General features: G+C 51.2%; 20 protein-coding genes. 5 read left to right on the forward strand and 15 right to left on the reverse strand.

What is annotated here, in order from left to right; genetic code table 11:
* The 9 genes from B4923_RS12445 to fkpA all read right to left on the reverse strand — a co-directional run.
* Positions 1–358, reverse strand: a 358-nt coding sequence (locus tag B4923_RS12445; RefSeq protein ID WP_040175987.1) for a GTP-binding protein, incomplete at its 3' end; no start/stop codon positions are given.
* A 68-nt stretch (positions 359–426) separates the two neighbouring features.
* On the reverse strand, positions 427–2,535 hold the full coding sequence (gene fusA, locus B4923_RS12450; RefSeq protein ID WP_109054692.1) for an elongation factor G: 2,109 nt from the start codon (positions 2,533–2,535) through the stop codon (positions 427–429).
* Positions 2,536–2,631: 96 nt separating this feature from the next.
* The gene (rpsG, locus tag B4923_RS12455; protein WP_009111198.1) at positions 2,632–3,102 is read right to left on the reverse strand and encodes a 30S ribosomal protein S7; all 471 of its coding nucleotides are present in this window, start codon (positions 3,100–3,102) and stop codon (positions 2,632–2,634) included.
* Between the two features lie 96 nt (positions 3,103–3,198).
* A complete protein-coding gene (rpsL, locus tag B4923_RS12460; RefSeq protein WP_109054693.1) occupies positions 3,199–3,573 on the reverse strand; it encodes a 30S ribosomal protein S12 in 375 nt (124 codons plus the stop codon).
* A 131-nt stretch (positions 3,574–3,704) separates the two neighbouring features.
* Positions 3,705–3,992 (reverse strand): sulfurtransferase complex subunit TusB, encoded by a 288-nt coding sequence (gene tusB, locus B4923_RS12465; protein ID WP_109054694.1) that lies wholly within the window; start codon positions 3,990–3,992, stop codon positions 3,705–3,707.
* 18 nt (positions 3,993–4,010) lie between these two features.
* Positions 4,011–4,370, reverse strand: coding sequence for a sulfurtransferase complex subunit TusC (gene tusC / locus B4923_RS12470; protein ID WP_109054695.1), 360 nt, complete (start codon positions 4,368–4,370; stop codon positions 4,011–4,013).
* Positions 4,371–4,390: 20 nt separating this feature from the next.
* Positions 4,391–4,786 (reverse strand): sulfurtransferase complex subunit TusD, encoded by a 396-nt coding sequence (gene tusD / locus B4923_RS12475; RefSeq protein WP_109054696.1) that lies wholly within the window; start codon positions 4,784–4,786, stop codon positions 4,391–4,393.
* Positions 4,780–5,508, reverse strand: coding sequence for a helix-turn-helix transcriptional regulator (locus tag B4923_RS12480; RefSeq protein WP_170116055.1), 729 nt, complete (start codon positions 5,506–5,508; stop codon positions 4,780–4,782). The genes tusD and B4923_RS12480 overlap by 7 nt, the downstream gene beginning before the upstream one ends.
* A 195-nt stretch (positions 5,509–5,703) precedes the next feature.
* Entirely contained in the window at positions 5,704–6,519 is an 816-nt protein-coding gene (gene fkpA, locus B4923_RS12485; protein ID WP_109054698.1) for an FKBP-type peptidyl-prolyl cis-trans isomerase, read from the reverse strand.
* Positions 6,520–6,866: 347 nt separating this feature from the next.
* Here fkpA and B4923_RS12490 point away from each other — a divergent pair, with 347 nt between their 5' ends.
* Positions 6,867–7,085, forward strand: coding sequence for a SlyX family protein (locus tag B4923_RS12490; protein WP_109054699.1), 219 nt, complete (start codon positions 6,867–6,869; stop codon positions 7,083–7,085).
* Between the two features lie 158 nt (positions 7,086–7,243).
* Here B4923_RS12490 and slyD read toward each other — a convergent pair whose 3' ends face one another.
* The 4 genes from slyD to kefG all read right to left on the reverse strand — a co-directional run bounded on the left by slyD (position 7,244) and on the right by kefG (position 10,534).
* Positions 7,244–7,822, reverse strand: coding sequence for a peptidylprolyl isomerase (slyD, locus tag B4923_RS12495; protein ID WP_109054700.1), 579 nt, complete (start codon positions 7,820–7,822; stop codon positions 7,244–7,246).
* Positions 7,823–7,947: 125 nt separating this feature from the next.
* Entirely contained in the window at positions 7,948–8,142 is a 195-nt protein-coding gene (locus B4923_RS12500) for a YheV family putative zinc ribbon protein (RefSeq protein WP_109054701.1), read from the reverse strand.
* Positions 8,143–8,171: 29 nt separating this feature from the next.
* Positions 8,172–9,980, reverse strand: a complete 1,809-nt coding sequence (kefB, locus tag B4923_RS12505) for a glutathione-regulated potassium-efflux system protein KefB (RefSeq protein ID WP_109054702.1) — start codon at positions 9,978–9,980, stop codon at positions 8,172–8,174.
* Positions 9,981–9,982: 2 nt separating this feature from the next.
* On the reverse strand, positions 9,983–10,534 hold the full coding sequence (kefG, locus tag B4923_RS12510) for a glutathione-regulated potassium-efflux system ancillary protein KefG (protein WP_170116060.1): 552 nt from the start codon (positions 10,532–10,534) through the stop codon (positions 9,983–9,985).
* A gap of 128 nt (positions 10,535–10,662) precedes the next feature.
* Here kefG and B4923_RS12520 point away from each other — a divergent pair, with 128 nt between their 5' ends.
* Entirely contained in the window at positions 10,663–12,573 is a 1,911-nt protein-coding gene (locus tag B4923_RS12520) for an ABC transporter ATP-binding protein (protein ID WP_109054704.1), read from the forward strand.
* Between the two features lie 85 nt (positions 12,574–12,658).
* Here B4923_RS12520 and B4923_RS12525 read toward each other — a convergent pair whose 3' ends face one another.
* Positions 12,659–13,261, reverse strand: coding sequence for a LysE family translocator (locus B4923_RS12525; protein ID WP_109054705.1), 603 nt, complete (start codon positions 13,259–13,261; stop codon positions 12,659–12,661).
* A gap of 233 nt (positions 13,262–13,494) precedes the next feature.
* Here B4923_RS12525 and B4923_RS12530 point away from each other — a divergent pair, with 233 nt between their 5' ends.
* The 3 genes from B4923_RS12530 to B4923_RS12540 all read left to right on the forward strand — a co-directional run bounded on the left by B4923_RS12530 (position 13,495) and on the right by B4923_RS12540 (position 15,730).
* Positions 13,495–14,505 carry a hydrolase gene (locus tag B4923_RS12530; protein WP_109054706.1) on the forward strand — a complete coding sequence of 337 codons (1,011 nt, stop codon included), beginning with the start codon at positions 13,495–13,497 and terminating at the stop codon, positions 14,503–14,505.
* Positions 14,502–14,738, forward strand: a complete 237-nt coding sequence (locus B4923_RS12535; RefSeq protein WP_109054707.1) for a YheU family protein — start codon at positions 14,502–14,504, stop codon at positions 14,736–14,738. The genes B4923_RS12530 and B4923_RS12535 overlap by 4 nt, the downstream gene beginning before the upstream one ends.
* A gap of 122 nt (positions 14,739–14,860) precedes the next feature.
* Complete coding sequence (locus tag B4923_RS12540) at positions 14,861–15,730, forward strand: phosphoribulokinase (RefSeq protein ID WP_109054708.1); 870 nt, start codon at positions 14,861–14,863, stop codon at positions 15,728–15,730.
* A gap of 70 nt (positions 15,731–15,800) precedes the next feature.
* Here B4923_RS12540 and B4923_RS12545 read toward each other — a convergent pair whose 3' ends face one another.
* Complete coding sequence (locus B4923_RS12545; protein WP_109054709.1) at positions 15,801–16,202, reverse strand: OsmC family protein; 402 nt, start codon at positions 16,200–16,202, stop codon at positions 15,801–15,803.
* Between the last annotated feature and the right edge of the window lie 239 nt (positions 16,203–16,441).

Consider the following 16,441-nt stretch of genomic DNA (forward strand, 5'->3'; position numbering starts at 1 on the left):
TGTGCTCACGAGTCTGCGGCATCGGGCCGTCAGTCGCAGCAACAACCAGAATTGCGCCGTCCATCTGCGCAGCACCGGTGATCATGTTTTTCACGTAGTCGGCGTGCCCTGGGCAGTCAACGTGCGCGTAGTGACGGGTCGGGGTATCGTATTCAACGTGAGACGTGTTGATGGTGATACCACGTGCTTTTTCTTCCGGTGCGTTATCGATCTGGTCGAATGCACGCGCGCTACCACCGTAGGTTTTAGCCAAAACGGTAGTAATAGCAGCGGTCAGCGTTGTTTTACCATGGTCAACGTGGCCGATAGTGCCGACGTTAACGTGGGGTTTTGTACGTTCAAATTTTTCTTTAGACACGGCGATATTCCTTACTCTAATGCTCTCTCCCTATGGAGAGAGCACGGGATCAATGTGTTAAACCCGGATTATTTACCACGGGCTTCAATAACGGCCTGAGCTACGTTGTTCGGCGCTTCAGCGTACTTCAAGAACTCCATGGAGTAAGAAGCACGGCCCTGAGTCTGCGAACGCAGATCGGTAGCATAACCAAACATTTCAGACAACGGAACCTGGGCACGAACAGACTTGCCAGTTGCGATATCTTCCATGCCTTCAATCATGCCGCGACGACGGTTAAGGTCACCGATTACGTCACCCATATAGTCTTCCGGCGTTTCAACTTCAACCTTCATGATAGGTTCAAGCAGAACAGGTTTCGCTTTACCGAACGCTGATTTAAACGCCAGAGAAGCAGCCAGTTTAAACGCCAGTTCGGAGGAGTCGACATCGTGGTAAGAACCGAAGTGCAGACGAACTTTGATATCAACTACCGGATAACCCGCCAGAGGACCAGCTTTAAGCTGTTCCTGGATACCTTTATCAACGGCAGGGATGAATTCTTTAGGAATTGAACCACCCACGATGTCGTTAACAAATTCGTAGCCAACACCACCTGGTTCCAGCGGGGACATGTCGATAACAACATGGCCATACTGACCGCGACCACCAGACTGTTTCGCGTGTTTACCTTCAACGTCCGTAGCAGTTTCACGGATAGTTTCACGGTAAGCAACCTGCGGTTTACCAACGTTAGCTTCTACGTTGAACTCGCGACGCATACGGTCAACCAGGATTTCCAGGTGAAGCTCACCCATACCTGCGATGATCGTCTGGCCAGACTCTTCGTCAGTCCATACGCGGAAAGACGGGTCTTCTTTTGCCAGACGTCCCAGAGCCAGACCCATTTTTTCCTGGTCAGCTTTGGTTTTTGGTTCAACAGCAACGGAGATAACCGGTTCAGGGAACTCCATACGCTCCAGAATAATCGGTGCGTTTGGATCACACAACGTATCACCCGTCGTTACGTCTTTCAGACCGATTGCCGCAGCGATGTCGCCCGCGCGAACTTCTTTGATCTCTTCACGCTTGTTGGCGTGCATCTGAACGATACGACCGAAACGTTCACGTTGCGCTTTTACTGAGTTCAGTACGGTATCGCCGGAGTTAACCACACCGGAGTACACGCGGAAGAACGTCAGGTTACCCACAAACGGGTCGCTGGCAATTTTGAATGCCAACGCAGCAAACGGTTCTTTATCGTCAGAATGACGCTCAGCCGGCGTATCTTTACCGTCGTCCAGAATACCGTTAATTGCAGGTACATCGGTCGGAGCCGGCAGATACTCAATAACCGCGTCCAGCATTGCCTGTACGCCTTTGTTCTTGAACGCGGAACCGCAGGTAACCAGAATGATTTCGTTGTTCAGAACGCGCTGACGCAATGCTTTCTTGATTTCTTCTTCGGTCAGTTCTTCACCGCCGAGGTATTTGTCCATCAGCTCTTCTGACGCTTCAGCCGCAGACTCAACCAGATTCTGGTGCCATTCCTGGGCCAGATCCTGCATATCAGCCGGAATCTCTTCATAAGTGAAGGTAACGCCCTGATCGGCGTCATTCCAGTTGATGGCTTTCATTTTCACCAGGTCAACAACACCGGTGAATTTTTCTTCTGCGCCGATCGCCAATTGAATTGGAACCGGGTTTGCTGCCAGACGCGTTTTGATCTGGCTGACAACACGCAGGAAGTTCGCGCCCATACGGTCCATTTTGTTAACGAACGCAATACGCGGAACTTTATATTTGTTAGCCTGACGCCATACGGTTTCAGACTGTGGTTGAACACCACCAACCGCACAGTAAACCATTACTGCACCGTCGAGTACACGCATGGAACGTTCTACTTCAATCGTGAAGTCAACGTGTCCCGGGGTGTCGATGATGTTAACGCGGTGTGGTTCAAACTGCTTAGCCATACCAGACCAGAAAGCGGTAGTCGCAGCCGAGGTGATAGTGATACCACGCTCCTGCTCCTGCTCCATCCAGTCCATGGTAGCCGCGCCGTCATGAACTTCACCGATTTTATGGTTTACACCTGTGTAGAACAGAATACGTTCTGTCGTGGTGGTTTTACCGGCGTCGATGTGTGCACTGATACCGATATTACGGTAGCGTGCAATGGGTGTTGTACGAGCCATTTGTTTCCTCTATATCCTAGGGCGTTCAATTTCGTTAACCCAAGCGGGTTGGCTTTTTGAAGCGCCCGCCTGGTTAGCATAACTACAGCGAAGGGATTACCAACGGTAGTGAGCGAACGCCTTGTTGGCTTCAGCCATACGGTGAACGTCTTCACGTTTCTTGACAGCAGTACCTTTGTTTTCTGCTGCATCAGAAAGTTCGTTCGCCAGGCGCAGAGCCATGGATTTATCACCGCGTTTACGAGCAGCTTCAACGATCCAACGCATTGCCAGAGCATTACGACGAACCGGACGGACTTCAACTGGTACCTGATAAGTAGAACCACCAACGCGGCGCGACTTAACTTCGACAGTCGGGCGCACGTTATCCAGAGCGACTTCAAAAGCTTCCAGATGATCTTTACCAGAACGCTGAGCCAGGGTCTCCAGCGCGGTATAGACAATTGCTTCTGCAGTAGATTTTTTACCATCTACCATCAGGATGTTTACAAATTTAGCCAACAGTTCTGATCCGAACTTCGGATCCGGCAGAATTTTACGTTGACCAATGACGCGACGACGTGGCATGGGAATACTCCGTTGTTAATTCAGGATTGTCCAAAACTCTACGAGTTTAGTTTGACATTTAAGTTAAAACGTTTGGCCTTACTTAACGGAGAACCATTAAGCCTTTGGCTTCTTCACGCCGTACTTGGAACGGGCTTGCTTGCGGTCTTTAACACCTGAGCAGTCCAGCGCGCCACGAACGGTGTGGTAACGCACACCTGGCAGGTCTTTAACACGACCGCCACGGATCAGGATCACGGAGTGTTCCTGCAGGTTATGACCTTCACCACCAATGTAGGAGGTGACTTCAAAACCGTTGGTTAAGCGAACACGGCATACTTTACGCAGTGCGGAGTTCGGTTTTTTCGGAGTGGTGGTATATACACGGGTACATACACCACGTTTCTGCGGGCAGGCTTCCAGCGCCGGAACGTTGCTTTTAGCAACCTTCAGGGAGCGCGGTTTGCGTACCAGCTGGTTAATTGTTGCCATTCAAAAAGCTCCTGGTTTTTGCTTCGTAAACACGTAATAAATCGTCGCATACTTGCGCAAGGCAAAGTATGAGGACGCAGAATTTTAGGGCTGGCAGTGGAAGGAGTCAAGAAATATACAAAAAATCAGCGCTACCAAGCCAGCTGTTGCGGATGTTGAACCGTCAATTGAACAAACTGATTATAGCCAATTAATACGGCACCGCGTGAAATTCGTGCAGTAATACCCCTGGCTTCGGCATCGTTCTGAATAACATACAAAGGGATAGCCGATTCATAGAGGCGTTTCTCTATATCCGTTTCGGCCAGTGCGGCAATCACCCCGTCCTGCATTAAAACCAACACATCTCCAGATTTCAGGCAGCGCAGAAGCGCGTCCATGTCACTGTGATAGGGGGAATGTGAAAGCGTGTGCAACATAAATAAGAACGCCTGTCGCTAAAAGGAGAGAACCGAATGATAATCGGCCAGCTTGTCGTGTAATGCTTCGGGGTCAAGCAATTGGATATCCAGAACCCAATCAGTCGCCATATCGATACCACGCTGCCGTATTGATGTTTCGCATGCGTAGCAATGTTCAATGTCGTAAAGAGGCAGCACACCAAAAGTCGCGATATAGTTACGCATCAGAATCTTTTCAGGCTGCTGTGCTGGCAAAAGTTGCAATACACCATCACCGATAAAGAATACGCCAATTTCTTCGGTTAGCGCGGACATCGCTAAAAGCGCATCCAACCCTTCACGGCCAGAGGCGCTGCCGTGAGGTGAATGACTGAAAACAAAAGCAATACGTTTCATAGCGCAGCCTTAAGGACACATTAAAACTGTATGACCCGATCGCATACCAGTACGGATTGAGCCAACGTTCCCAAACCGCTCAGTGTAAAGCCGGCTTGCAGGTTGGCGCTACCCAGCTTGAGTTGTTCAGCCTGCTGCCGATCCGTGACACCACGCCGCAACGCGGCAGCAATACAGACGTTCAGGGCCACGTCATGTTCCTGCCCCAAGCGTCGCCAGGCGCGAACAAGATCAAATTCATCGCTTGCCGGTGACGTCAGCTGATTGGCATTCAGCACACCTTCACGATAGAAAAACACGCTTTCCAACCGATGACCTTCCGTCAATACCGCTTGCGCGAACTGAAAAGCGCTGCTCGCCTGCTGTGTTCCGTAAGCGGGCCCGGTCACCAACAGACAATAACTCAAACTCAGCATCCGCGATCGTGTCCGCTGAAATCGCCGCTTTTAAACTGACGAATATAGAGATACACCGTGTGTTTGGAAATATTCAGACGCTCGGCGACCTGATTAATGGCATCTTTAATATCAAAGATGCCTTTCTCATACAGGTTCAGCACGATCTGTCGATTTTTGGCATTGTTGGAAACGTTGCGATCGGCATTCACTTCCTCAATGGAGAATTCCAATGTTTGAGCCACGAGATCGTCAACCGATGAGGCAAAGTTGACCGACGAAGCCACCTCGTGCATTTCGGGTGGAATGAATGTTTGAACAATCTGAGAAAAAGGCACATCCAGATTCATATTGATACAGAGTAATCCAATCACTCGCTGATCGCGGTTGCGAATGGCAATCGTGACTGATTTCATCAGCACGCCGCTTTTAGCGCGGGTGAAATAAGCCTTGGATACACTGCTGTCCTCTCCGGCCATATCATGCAACATACGCAATGCAAGGTCGGTGATCGGCGAGCCGATTTTCCTGCCAGTATGTTCACCGTTCGCAATCCGCACAGCAGAGCATTTCAGATCTTCAAGCGAGTGCAGAACAATCTCGCAATGCTCACCGATTAGCATGGCCAGACCATCGACCACCGCTTCATACGATTTCAGGATCTCATAATCCGTCTGGCTAAACGGACGTTCATCCAGCAAATCAAGGTCATAAGATTCGCCGGATACAAGCGAATTAGACATGGCAGACACCACCCTCAACGTCATCTATTTATTGTATTGACAGGGGACATAGTCTAGCAAATGTCCCCTCTCTCGTCCCCGAATTTAACGGCGTCGTTTCCAGACGTTGAACCCACTCATCTTTTATTGAACAGATAAAAAAAACCGCAGGCACATAACCTGCGGTTGATACGGCGTCGTCATTCAATCAATGAATTATTGCGCGCTTTTTTCATCAGCAGGTTTTTCTGCTTTGGCATCATCCGCTGCTTTCACGTCAGCTTCAGATTTGATATCCAGCAGTTCAACGTCAAACACCAGTGTAGAGTTGGCAGGAATGCCGGGCACGCCGTTTTCACCGTAAGCCAGTTCTGGTGGAATAACCAGCTTGATTTTCCCGCCTTTCTTCACGTGTTTCAGACCTTCAGTCCAGCCTGGGATGACACCATCCAGACGGAAAGAAAGTGGCTCGCCACGTTTGTAGGAGTTATCAAACTCACTGTTGTCCACCAGCGTACCTTTGTAGTTAACCACCACGGTATCGCTATCTTTTGGCGCGCTACCGCTGCCTTCTTTCTCAACCTGATAAAGCAGACCGGATTCGGTTTTCTTCACGCCTTTCTCTTTGGCGAAAGTATCACGATACTTCGTGCCTTTGTCTGCGTTATCCTTCGCATCCTGCTTCATTTTGGCTTCTGCCGCCGCTTTTACCCGGCCTTCAAAACTTTGCAGCGTTTTCTCGATCTCTTCATCATTCAGTTTGCTCTTATCGGCAAACGCATCCTGAACACCGGCAATCAGTTGATCTTTATCCAGTTTGATACCCAGCTTTTCCTGCTCCTTCAGAGAATTGTCCATGTAACGCCCCAAAGATGCACCTAACGCGTAAGCCGCAGCCTGTTCATCATTCTTGAATTTGGCTGTCGTCGCCGTATCAGACGCCTGCGCCGTTTCCGCCGCCAGCACATGGCCGGCATTCAGCGTCAGAGCCATTGACATTGCTAACAGCGTTACTTTAAACAGTGATTTCATCCATTTCTCCAGCATCTGGAGCAACGCGCTCCAGCCATCATTAAAAATAAATTCGCGCCTACTATAACTGTGCAAATGAAGACAACACAACGACACGCGCGACAAACCTTTGATAAAAAAACGTCTGGAACGTTTTTTAACGCCGCGGGTGGCGGCCCGAAGGGCGACGGGCAGGATAGTCCGCCGTAAAACATCGCTGCGCTATGTTGACCTGAAGAACAAATCCCACTTACAGGGCAGACCCAAATCCTCAGATAGTCTATTGCTCCCTATTCCGACCGTTTTTACTACCAGAAGTTTCCGCTTTCTGACAAACTCTAAGAGAAGAAGAAGTAAGGGGAATAGCCATGTCACCGTTTTTACTTGAAGAACGGCTCGAACTACTGGAAAGCCGTCAGGCCTTTCAGGAACTGACGATAGAAGAGCTGAATCAAACCATCGTTCAGCACGAGCGAGAAATTAGCCGGTTACGTGAGCAAATGCGCCTGTTAACGGAGAGATTGCGGACTCAGCAAACTTCGTTAATCGCATCACAATCGGAAGAAACACCGCCGCCGCATTACTGATTTCAGACCGCTTAGCGCATCAATACATGAATCGTCAGCCGTAAAAAAACCTCAGAGCAATAGCCACTGCTCTGAGGTTATCTATACATCCTTCGCTTGGCGGGCAAAGCCAATCTTCATCCGCACAACGATTTCTGTCGGCCGTCGTTCTAAACGGATTAGTGGCAGCCGCACCCGCCATGTCCGCCACAGCCGCCTTTACCGTGTTCATGGTCATGATCGTGATCGTGGCCATGACCGCCACAGCAGCCGTCACCGTGCTCATGATCGTGCTCACCGTGGACATGTCCATGAGCCAGTTCTTCTTCAGTTGCTTCGCGGATCGCGATAACTTCAACATTGAAGCTCAGATTCTGGCCGGCCAGCATATGGTTGCCGTCAACCACAACGTGATCGTCTTCTACTTCCGTGATTTCAACCGGAACCGGACCCTGGTCGGTTTCAGCCAGGAAACGCATACCAACCTGAAGCTCATCCACGCCCATGAAGACATCTTTAGGAACGCGTTGAACCAGGTTTTCGTCATAGTTGCCGTAAGCATCATTGGAACCAATGTTCACATCGAAACGCTCACCCACACCACGACCTTCCAAGGCGTTTTCCAGGCCGGAAATCAGCGAACCATGACCATGCAGATAGTCCAACGGCGCACTCACCGGAGACTCATCAACCAATACACCATCTTCTGTACGTACCTGATAGGCCAGGCTGACCACCAGATCTTTTGCTACTTTCATGATATCTCCTACCGTTGGAAATCAAACTGGCGCAAATTGTAGCTGAAAAAAATCCCCCTGTACCGTCCGGAATCAAAAATCGTCGGGAACGACTTTTAACACCGCTTACGGTATCCAACCCGCCATCAATCAGGATGAAAAATGCCGATGATTTCCTGAGCCGGTCGTTCCGGCGCAGTTGGCGGTATATCCCGTTGACTTTGGTGGTAACCACATTTTACGCAAGTTACAATTTCTGTTTCGTCTTCACGCCCTACGGCCAGCGTATCCAGCGCCTGACATTGGGGACAGACGGCCCCAGCGATAAACCGTTTACGCATTGTTCATGACCTATTGTTCCTGCATTCCGCTATTCCACTTCATCCCAATCGTCAGGCCGACGCCGTTCACGCTGCATTTCCCGCTGGAAAATATCTTCCAGCTCGCGACGCGCCTCTTTGACGCGGGATATCTGGGCAACATCGCTTTGCAACTGCGGCATGAGTTCACGCAGCATACGCATATCCAGACGCCGGAAATGCTGCTGGGCGCGAAATGCCTGATGAGGATGCATTCCTAACGACATCAGCGCCTTGCGACCCAATTCCAGCGCACTGGAAAACGTTTCACGCGAGAAATGCCTGACGCCAGCCTGCAAAAGCTCATGCGCCTCAACGCGCCCGCGCGCCCTGGCCAAGATTTCCAGATGAGGAAAATGCTGTTGGCACAGACGTACAATCTCCATGGTATCTTCCGGCGCATTACAGGTAATAACAATCGACTGCGCTTGCGCCGCCCCTGCCGCCCGCAGTAACTCCAGCTCCGTCGCATCGCCATAGTACACTTTATAACCATAGCTTCTCATCAGGCTCACTGCGCTGATATCGCGCTCTAATACCGTAATCCGCATTTTGTTTGCCATCAACAAGCGGCCGATAACCTGTCCGAAGCGGCCAAACCCCACGACAATGGCCTGCGGCTCATCATCTGCAACGTAGGGCTTCTCGTCGGAGACGTCCTGTAGGTTATAACGACGCGCCAGAATACGGTCAATCGCCTGCATTAATAGCGGCGTCGTCATCATGGATATCGTCACCGTCACCAACAGCAGCGGCAGTTGTTCGCCTTTCAGGACGTTATACGTCGAAGCGGCCGAAAACAGGACAAACGCGAACTCTCCGCCCTGGCTCAAAACACCGGCAAACTGCAAACGCTCCGAACGACGCATCCGGTTGATCCGCGCCAGAACATAAAGCACCGTACCTTTGACCGCGACCAAAACCAATACGGCAACCAGCACCTTGACGATATGGGTATAGAGAATGCCCAGATTCAACGCCATCCCGACAGAGATAAAAAACAGCCCCAGCAACAGCCCTTTAAAGGGTTCAATGGCGATTTCCAGCTCATGACGATACTCACTTTCCGCCAGCAATACGCCCGCAATAAACGTACCGAGCGCCATGGAAAACCCCAGCGTTTCCATAAAGAGCGCAGAACCCAACACCAGCAACAGCGCGGCGGCGGTAAAAACTTCACGCACGCCGGACGCCGCAATGAAGCGGAACAACGGGCGCACCAGATAGCGGCCGCCGATCAACATCCCCACAAAGGCTGCGACCTTAAGCCCTATATGATTCCAGTCATCCACTTCGCCCTGAACCCCGGCCAAAATCGGGATCAGCGCCAGAGCGGGAATCACCGCCAAATCCTGAAACAGCAGCACAGAGAAACCAAGCTGGCCTGATTCGCTGCGGTTCATGCCTTTTTCACGCATCAGTTGCAGCGCCATCGCCGTAGATGACATGGCAAGGCCGACACCGCCGATCAAGGCCGACTGCCAGGAAAAATCCGTCAGGTAAAGCGCGCCCCCCAATATCACCGTACTCAGACCGACCTGCGCCGCCCCCACGCCGAAAATGGAACGCCGCAGCGTCCACAGCTTGGTCGGATTTAGCTCCAGACCGATGATAAACATCAGGAAAACCACACCCAGCTCAGAGAAATGCAGGATCGCATCGACATCCCGGATAAAACCCAATCCCCAGGGGCCAATGGCGATCCCGGCGATCAAATATCCCAATACCGCACCGATCCCCAATCGTGCCGCAATAGGTACGGCTACCACCGCCACAAATAAAAACAGCACCCCGGCGGTCAGTAGCGCAGAACTCTCCATAATTATTGTTCCTTTTTATCGAGAGGGGATGCCAGCCATTCACCATAAGCCCGGGCGTAACTTGCCAAAACATCAGGTTGCAGACGACGCGCCCAGTAAACAATCATCGGTTGCATCCAGTGCATACGGCACATTCCCGCCGTCAGCTCAAAAGGATGCAGCAGGTCCCCGATAGGGAAACGGTTATTACCTTCAGCCCGATAGGCATACTCAGGCTCTCCCGTGGTAATCACCGAACGCCAGTATTTTCCTTCCAGCGCATTGCCGCCAATACCATTGGCAAAACCGCGCGACAAAACCCGATCGAGCCATTCCTTCAGCAAGGCCGGGCAACTATAGGTATAAAATGGGTGTTGAAAAACAATTACGTCATGCTCACGCAGCAGCCGTTGTTCATGGTGAATATCGATAAAAAAATCAGGATAATGCGCGTACAGATCGTGCACCGTTACATTATCCAACTGCTGTGCCGGTTGCAGTAAAACCCGGTTGGCTACCGAGTCCTGTGATTCCGGATGGGCATACAGCAGCAAAATCTTCGGTGGCTGCAACATCATTCCCCTCCAAGGCGTCGTCATGGTAAGCGTTTTCCGTTACCATGCAGCGCAACGACTACAAACAGGACGCCGTGAGTCCTGCTATCATGTCCATAATTTAACATACTCTGAACATATGGCGCTTTATGATTGTTTTCTCTTCGCTGCAAATTCGACGTGGCGTGCGCGTTTTATTGGATAACGCGACAGCCACGATTAATCCGGGTCAGAAAGTCGGTTTGGTCGGTAAAAACGGCTGCGGCAAGTCTACGCTGCTATCATTACTAAAAGGTGAAATCAGCGCCGACGGCGGCAGTGCCACGTTCCCTCAGAATTGGGCGCTGGCATGGGTGAATCAGGAAACCCCGGCGCTGGATGTCCCGGCGCTGGACTACGTCATTGACGGCGATCGCGAATTTCGTCAGTTGGAAGCCGAACTGCACACCGCCAACGAAGAGAACAACGGACACGCCATTGCAACACTGCACGGTAAACTGGACGCCATTCAGGCATGGACCATTCAGGCCAGAGCCTCAAGTTTGCTGCATGGGCTCGGCTTTTCTCAGGAACAACTACAGCAGCCCGTCAGCGCGTTTTCCGGCGGCTGGCGCATGCGTCTCAACCTGGCGCAGGCGTTACTTTGCCGCTCTGACTTGCTGCTGCTGGATGAACCAACCAACCACCTCGATCTCGATGCCGTCATCTGGCTGGAGAAATGGCTGAAAAGTTATTCGGGTACGCTGGTGCTGATTTCGCACGACCGTGATTTCCTCGATCCCGTCGTCAATAAAATCCTGCATATCGAGCAGCAAACGCTGAACGAATACACGGGCAACTACTCCTCTTTTGAACGCCAACGGGCAACCCGGCTGGCGCAACAGCAATCGCTGTATGAGCATCAACAGGAAAGAGTGGCGCATTTGCAACACTATATTGACCGTTTCCGCGCCAAAGCAACCAAAGCCAAACAGGCGCAAAGCCGGATAAAAATGCTGGAGCGGATGGAGTTGATTGCCCCGGCCCATGTGGATAATCCTTTCCGTTTCAGTTTCCGCCCGCCTGAATCGTTACCAACCCCGCTGCTGCGCATGGAAAAAGTCAGCGCCGGCTACGGTGATAAACTGATTCTTGAGTCAATCAAACTGAATCTGGTGCCTGGATCGCGTATTGGACTACTCGGTCATAACGGTGCGGGCAAGTCCACGCTGATCAAACTGCTGGCGGGAACGCTTGCCCCGATACACGGTGAAATCGGCCTGGCTAAAGGGGTAAAACTGGGATATTTCGCCCAGCATCAGTTGGAGTTTTTACGCGCCGATGAATCGCCATTACAGCATTTGGTGCGTTTAGCGGAACGGGAAACCGAACAGCAACTGCGTGATTACCTCGGCGGTTTCGGTTTTCAGGGCAATAAAGTCACGGAAATCACCGAACGGTTTTCCGGGGGCGAGAAAGCCCGGCTGGTACTGGCACTGGTCGTCTGGCAGCGTCCAAACCTGTTGCTGCTGGATGAGCCGACCAACCACCTCGATCTGGATATGCGTCAGGCACTGACCGAAGCGTTGATCGATTTCGAGGGCGCGCTCGTTGTGGTATCGCACGATCGACACTTGATCCGATCGACGACGGACGATCTTTATCTGGTCCATGACCGTAAAGTCGAGCCTTTCGATGGCGATCTGGAAGACTATCAGCAATGGCTGGGCGGCCTGCAACGTCAGAATAATGCCGCAGACGAAACGCCGAAAGAGAATACAACCAACAGCGCACAAGCCAGAAAAGAACAAAAGCGACGAGAAGCAGAGCTGAGAACACAAACGCAGCCGCTGCGTAAGCGGATCGTCAGGCTTGAACAGCAAATGGAAAAACTGGGCGACGCTTTAAGTGCGATCGAGGCACAGCTGGCAGACAGCGAACTTTATGATATCAGCCGCAAAGCAGAGTTGACTGATTGTCTGCAACAGCAAACCAAAATCAAAACGGATCTGGAAGAAACGGAGATGGCCTGGCTCGACGCTCAGGAACAGTTGGAGCAAATGAATCAGTCGTTGTCATAGTTGTTCCCGGTTGCGAGCGGGTAAGGCGGTTATCAGCTCGCAACTCTCGGATTCTTAACAACAGACGGTTCTCAACAACGGGCGGCTAATGCCAAATCAGTAGTACACAAGCCGCAGTCAGCAGACCCATCGATACATTAAAAATCACCCAGGATTTCTTACTGCGGAGCAGACGGCCAATCAAGGTACCAAATCCCAGCCATATGACGCCCGACACGGCATTCACCAGCACCATCCCAATGCTGATCGCAATGACTGACTGGTTATATCCCTCGCCCGCCAGACTGAAACTGGCGACTGCCCCCAGCGCCATCAGCCACGCTTTCGGATTCAAAAACTGTAGCAGCCATCCCTGATAGAGCCGCACCGGCTGAGGCGGCGCAATGGATGTTTCGAGTTTCTCGTAGGCCGCCGTGGCAATTTTCCACGCCAGCCAAAGCAGATAGGTACTGCCGAGCACCTTAAGAACCCAGTGCAAAGAGGGGTAGACCAGAATCAGACTACCGACGCCAAAAGCCACCATCAGCAAAATACTCTGCATCCCCAGCATGATCCCCAGCATCAGCCACAGCGAGCGTAGAAAACCAAAGTTGGCGCCAGAGGTCGTCAGCAACATATTATTCGGTCCGGGCGTAATCGCAGCAACCCAGAGAAAGCCTAACATCGAGAGAAATAAACTCAGTTCCATGGAGTGGGCGCCCCTCGCCCGACAGCATTGATTTGATACCGTTTTTGTCGTGTGCTTTGCAAGCACCTTAATTTTTAGCAAATTACGATCTTCAGCTTCAACAACTATCGGCTTCACCACATGATGGTTTCTGACAAATAGTCGTTTTTAAAAATAGTGATTAACTGGCAGCATCGAAGCTAACAGTGTGATATTGATCGCACAAGATCTGACAACAAGATTTTATTTACATTATGTATGACGTTTTTCGCCCGCTTAGCGGCGCCAGTAACCCCCATCTTCAAACGCTGCTGCCGAGGCTGGTGCGCCGCAGAGCATTGCTACAGCCTATCTGGCAACGGCTTGAACTGCCTGACGGCGACTTTGTCGATCTGGCCTGGAGCGAAGACCCGACACAGGCCCAACATAAACCTCGAGTGGTGCTGTTTCACGGTCTGGAAGGCAGTTTCCATAGCCCGTATGCGCATGGTCTGTTACATGCCTGCCGACAACATGGCTGGCTGGCCGTTATCATGCATTTTCGCGGGTGCAGCGGTAAACCCAATCGAATGAAACGCATCTATCACTCCGGCGAAACGGAAGATGCCAGCTACTTTCTGCAATGGTTGCAGACCACGTTTGGCGAAGTCCCTACCGCAGCGATTGGTATTTCCCTGGGCGGCAACATGCTGGCCTGCCTGATGGGCAAACAGGGCGATCGGTGTCTGTTATCCGCCGCCGTGATAGTTTCTGCCCCCTTGATGCTGGAACCCTGTAGCAGGCGTATGGAACAGGGGTTCTCTCGCGTTTATCAGCACTATTTGCTGCGTTTGCTGAAGCAGAATGCGGCCCGTAAACTGGTCGCTTACCCCGGCACGCTGCCCGTTCAGTTGGCACAGTTGAAAAAAATCAAACAGCTGCGGGAATTTGATGACGTGATTACTTCACCGGCGCACGGATTCAGCGATGCCGCCGATTATTACCACCGCTGTAGCGCCCTGCCCCTGCTGCCGCAGATACGAAAGCCGCTACTGATTATTCAGGCAAAAGACGATCCGTTCATGACCGAAGATGTTATTCCCGATTTTTCCCAGTTACCGTCTAATATTGAATATCAACTGACGGATTATGGCGGACATGTGGGTTTTGTCGGCGGATCGTTTCTGAAGCCGGAAATGTGGCTTGAACAGCGTATTCCGAGTTGGCTTACCCCGTTTCTGGATAATGTTTTTTCTGGATCTCTTTATTTTGGAAAAGAATCGTGATTATTCCCTGGCAACAACTCGATCCTGAAACGCTGGATAACCTCATCGAATCTTTCGTGCTGCGAGAGGGAACCGACTACGGCGAGGAGGAACGCTCGCTGGCGCAAAAAGTCGCTGACGTTCGCCGGCAGTTGGAATCTGGCGAAGTCGTGCTGGTCTGGTCTGAATTGCATGAAACCATCAACATCATGCCTCGCGGCCAATTTAACGTCGGTGAGCATCACTCGTATTGAACGAATAAACATGCTAAAAGCCATGTATATAAAACAATGGATATCCGTTCCCTTTTTTGATGACGCTCGGTCTCTGTGATGGAGATGCGGATGAGCGCCACCATCACGGAGTTACGCGTCTCATGTCACATAAACATCCAATTATTGCTGTCACCGGCTCCAGCGGTGCGGGAACCACTACCACCAGTCTGGCGTTCCGTAAAATTTTTCAGCAGTTAAACATGCGGGCCGCCCAGCTTGAAGGGGATAGTTTTCATCGTTATACCCGTCCGGAAATGGATATGGCCATTCGCAAAGCGCGCGATCTTGGCCGGCATATCAGCTACTTTGGCCCTGAAGCCAATGATTTCAGCTTGCTGGAACAGTCATTCATTGAATATGGCCAGCATGGTCAGGGGCAAACCCGTAAATACCTTCACACCTATGACGAAGCCATTCCCTACAATCAGGTTCCCGGCACATTCACGCCGTGGGAACCCATGCCGGCACCGACCGATGTGCTGTTTTATGAAGGCCTGCATGGCGGAGTGGTTACTGACCAGCACAATGTGGCTCAGCACGTTGACCTGCTGGTGGGCGTGGTGCCCATCGTCAACCTCGAATGGATTCAAAAACTGATTCGTGATGTCAATGAACGCGGGCATTCACGCGAAGCCGTCATGGATTCCGTCGTGCGTTCCATGGAAGATTACATTACCTATATCACACCGCAGTTTTCACGCACGCATATTAACTTCCAGCGCGTTCCCACCGTGGATACGTCCAACCCGTTTGCTGCCAAGTCCATTCCTTCGCTGGATGAGAGCTTCGTAGTGATTCACTTTCAGGGACTGGATAATATTGATTACCCTTATCTGCTCGCCATGTTGCAAGGGTCATTCATTTCTCATATCAATACGCTGGTTGTCCCTGGTGGAAAAATGGGGCTGGCGATGGAGTTAATCATGGCGCCGCTGGTACAACGACTGCTGGAAGGGAAAAAGATCGAATAAGCCCGCGGCGGCACGATAAATGAAGCGCATCGCGCCACCACGATCGCAAGCATATCAGTTAGGGCGAAGGTTACCCCCCAACCTCATGGCTGTGCGTGACTTCAACGGACTGACCCAACATCAATGCAACAGAGCAGTATTTCTCGGCTGACAGCGCCACGGCTCGTTCTACCGCTTGATCGGTCAGCCCTTTTCCCGTCACGATGAAATGCAGATTAATATGGGTAAACAGACGCGGGGCTTCCGTTCTCCGTTCTGAAGTCAATTTCACTTCACAATCGACAACATTGTGACGTCCTTTTTGCAAAATCGACACGACATCAATCGCGCTACAACCACCAACCGACATCAAAACCATTTCCATCGGACTCGGCGCCTTATCACCCGCATTACCATCCATCAGAATCTGATGCCCTGATGAGGATTCGCCAAGAAACGTTAAGCCTTCAACCCATTTAACCCGTGCCTGCATGGTGCCTCCATTAAAAAATTTTTGAAATTTTATACTGTTACTATACAAAAACATCCAATAACCGGAGCTTTATCATGCTGAAGCGAGACAACACAAGACACTTCCTTCAAGCTGTGTTAAAAACGAGAATAGAATCTGCCTTTTCTGGACAAACTCAGATACAAGGAAGATGATGGCGTCGCCAGATATCAGGTTCCAGTATATTCCCTGACGTCATTCTGCTCACACGGATTTTGATT

The sequence above is a fragment of the Brenneria roseae subsp. americana genome (assembly GCF_003115815.1).
GTDB classification, from domain to species: Bacteria; Pseudomonadota; Gammaproteobacteria; order Enterobacterales; family Enterobacteriaceae; genus Brenneria; species Brenneria roseae.

Bases quoted from the DNA above. Each gene is read 5' to 3' on its own strand.
- fusA (WP_109054692.1), bottom strand. From the start codon at position 2,535: ATGGCTCGTACAACACCCATTGCACGCTACCGTAATATCGGTATCAGT.
- rpsG (WP_009111198.1), bottom strand. From the start codon at position 3,102: ATGCCACGTCGTCGCGTCATTGGTCAACGTAAAATTCTGCCGGATCCG.
- rpsL (WP_109054693.1), bottom strand. From the start codon at position 3,573: ATGGCAACAATTAACCAGCTGGTACGCAAACCGCGCTCCCTGAAGGTT.
- tusB (WP_109054694.1), bottom strand. From the start codon at position 3,992: ATGTTGCACACGCTTTCACATTCCCCCTATCACAGTGACATGGACGCG.
- tusC (WP_109054695.1), bottom strand. From the start codon at position 4,370: ATGAAACGTATTGCTTTTGTTTTCAGTCATTCACCTCACGGCAGCGCC.
- tusD (WP_109054696.1), bottom strand. From the start codon at position 4,786: ATGCTGAGTTTGAGTTATTGTCTGTTGGTGACCGGGCCCGCTTACGGA.
- B4923_RS12480 (WP_170116055.1), bottom strand. From the start codon at position 5,508: ATGTCTAATTCGCTTGTATCCGGCGAATCTTATGACCTTGATTTGCTG.
- fkpA (WP_109054698.1), bottom strand. From the start codon at position 6,519: ATGAAATCACTGTTTAAAGTAACGCTGTTAGCAATGTCAATGGCTCTG.
- B4923_RS12490 (WP_109054699.1), top strand. From the start codon at position 6,867: ATGTCACCGTTTTTACTTGAAGAACGGCTCGAACTACTGGAAAGCCGT.
- slyD (WP_109054700.1), bottom strand. From the start codon at position 7,822: ATGAAAGTAGCAAAAGATCTGGTGGTCAGCCTGGCCTATCAGGTACGT.
- B4923_RS12500 (WP_109054701.1), bottom strand. From the start codon at position 8,142: ATGCGTAAACGGTTTATCGCTGGGGCCGTCTGTCCCCAATGTCAGGCG.
- kefB (WP_109054702.1), bottom strand. From the start codon at position 9,980: ATGGAGAGTTCTGCGCTACTGACCGCCGGGGTGCTGTTTTTATTTGTG.
- kefG (WP_170116060.1), bottom strand. From the start codon at position 10,534: ATGTTGCAGCCACCGAAGATTTTGCTGCTGTATGCCCATCCGGAATCA.
- B4923_RS12520 (WP_109054704.1), top strand. From the start codon at position 10,663: ATGATTGTTTTCTCTTCGCTGCAAATTCGACGTGGCGTGCGCGTTTTA.
- B4923_RS12525 (WP_109054705.1), bottom strand. From the start codon at position 13,261: ATGGAACTGAGTTTATTTCTCTCGATGTTAGGCTTTCTCTGGGTTGCT.
- B4923_RS12530 (WP_109054706.1), top strand. From the start codon at position 13,495: ATGTATGACGTTTTTCGCCCGCTTAGCGGCGCCAGTAACCCCCATCTT.
- B4923_RS12540 (WP_109054708.1), top strand. From the start codon at position 14,861: ATGTCACATAAACATCCAATTATTGCTGTCACCGGCTCCAGCGGTGCG.
- B4923_RS12545 (WP_109054709.1), bottom strand. From the start codon at position 16,202: ATGCAGGCACGGGTTAAATGGGTTGAAGGCTTAACGTTTCTTGGCGAA.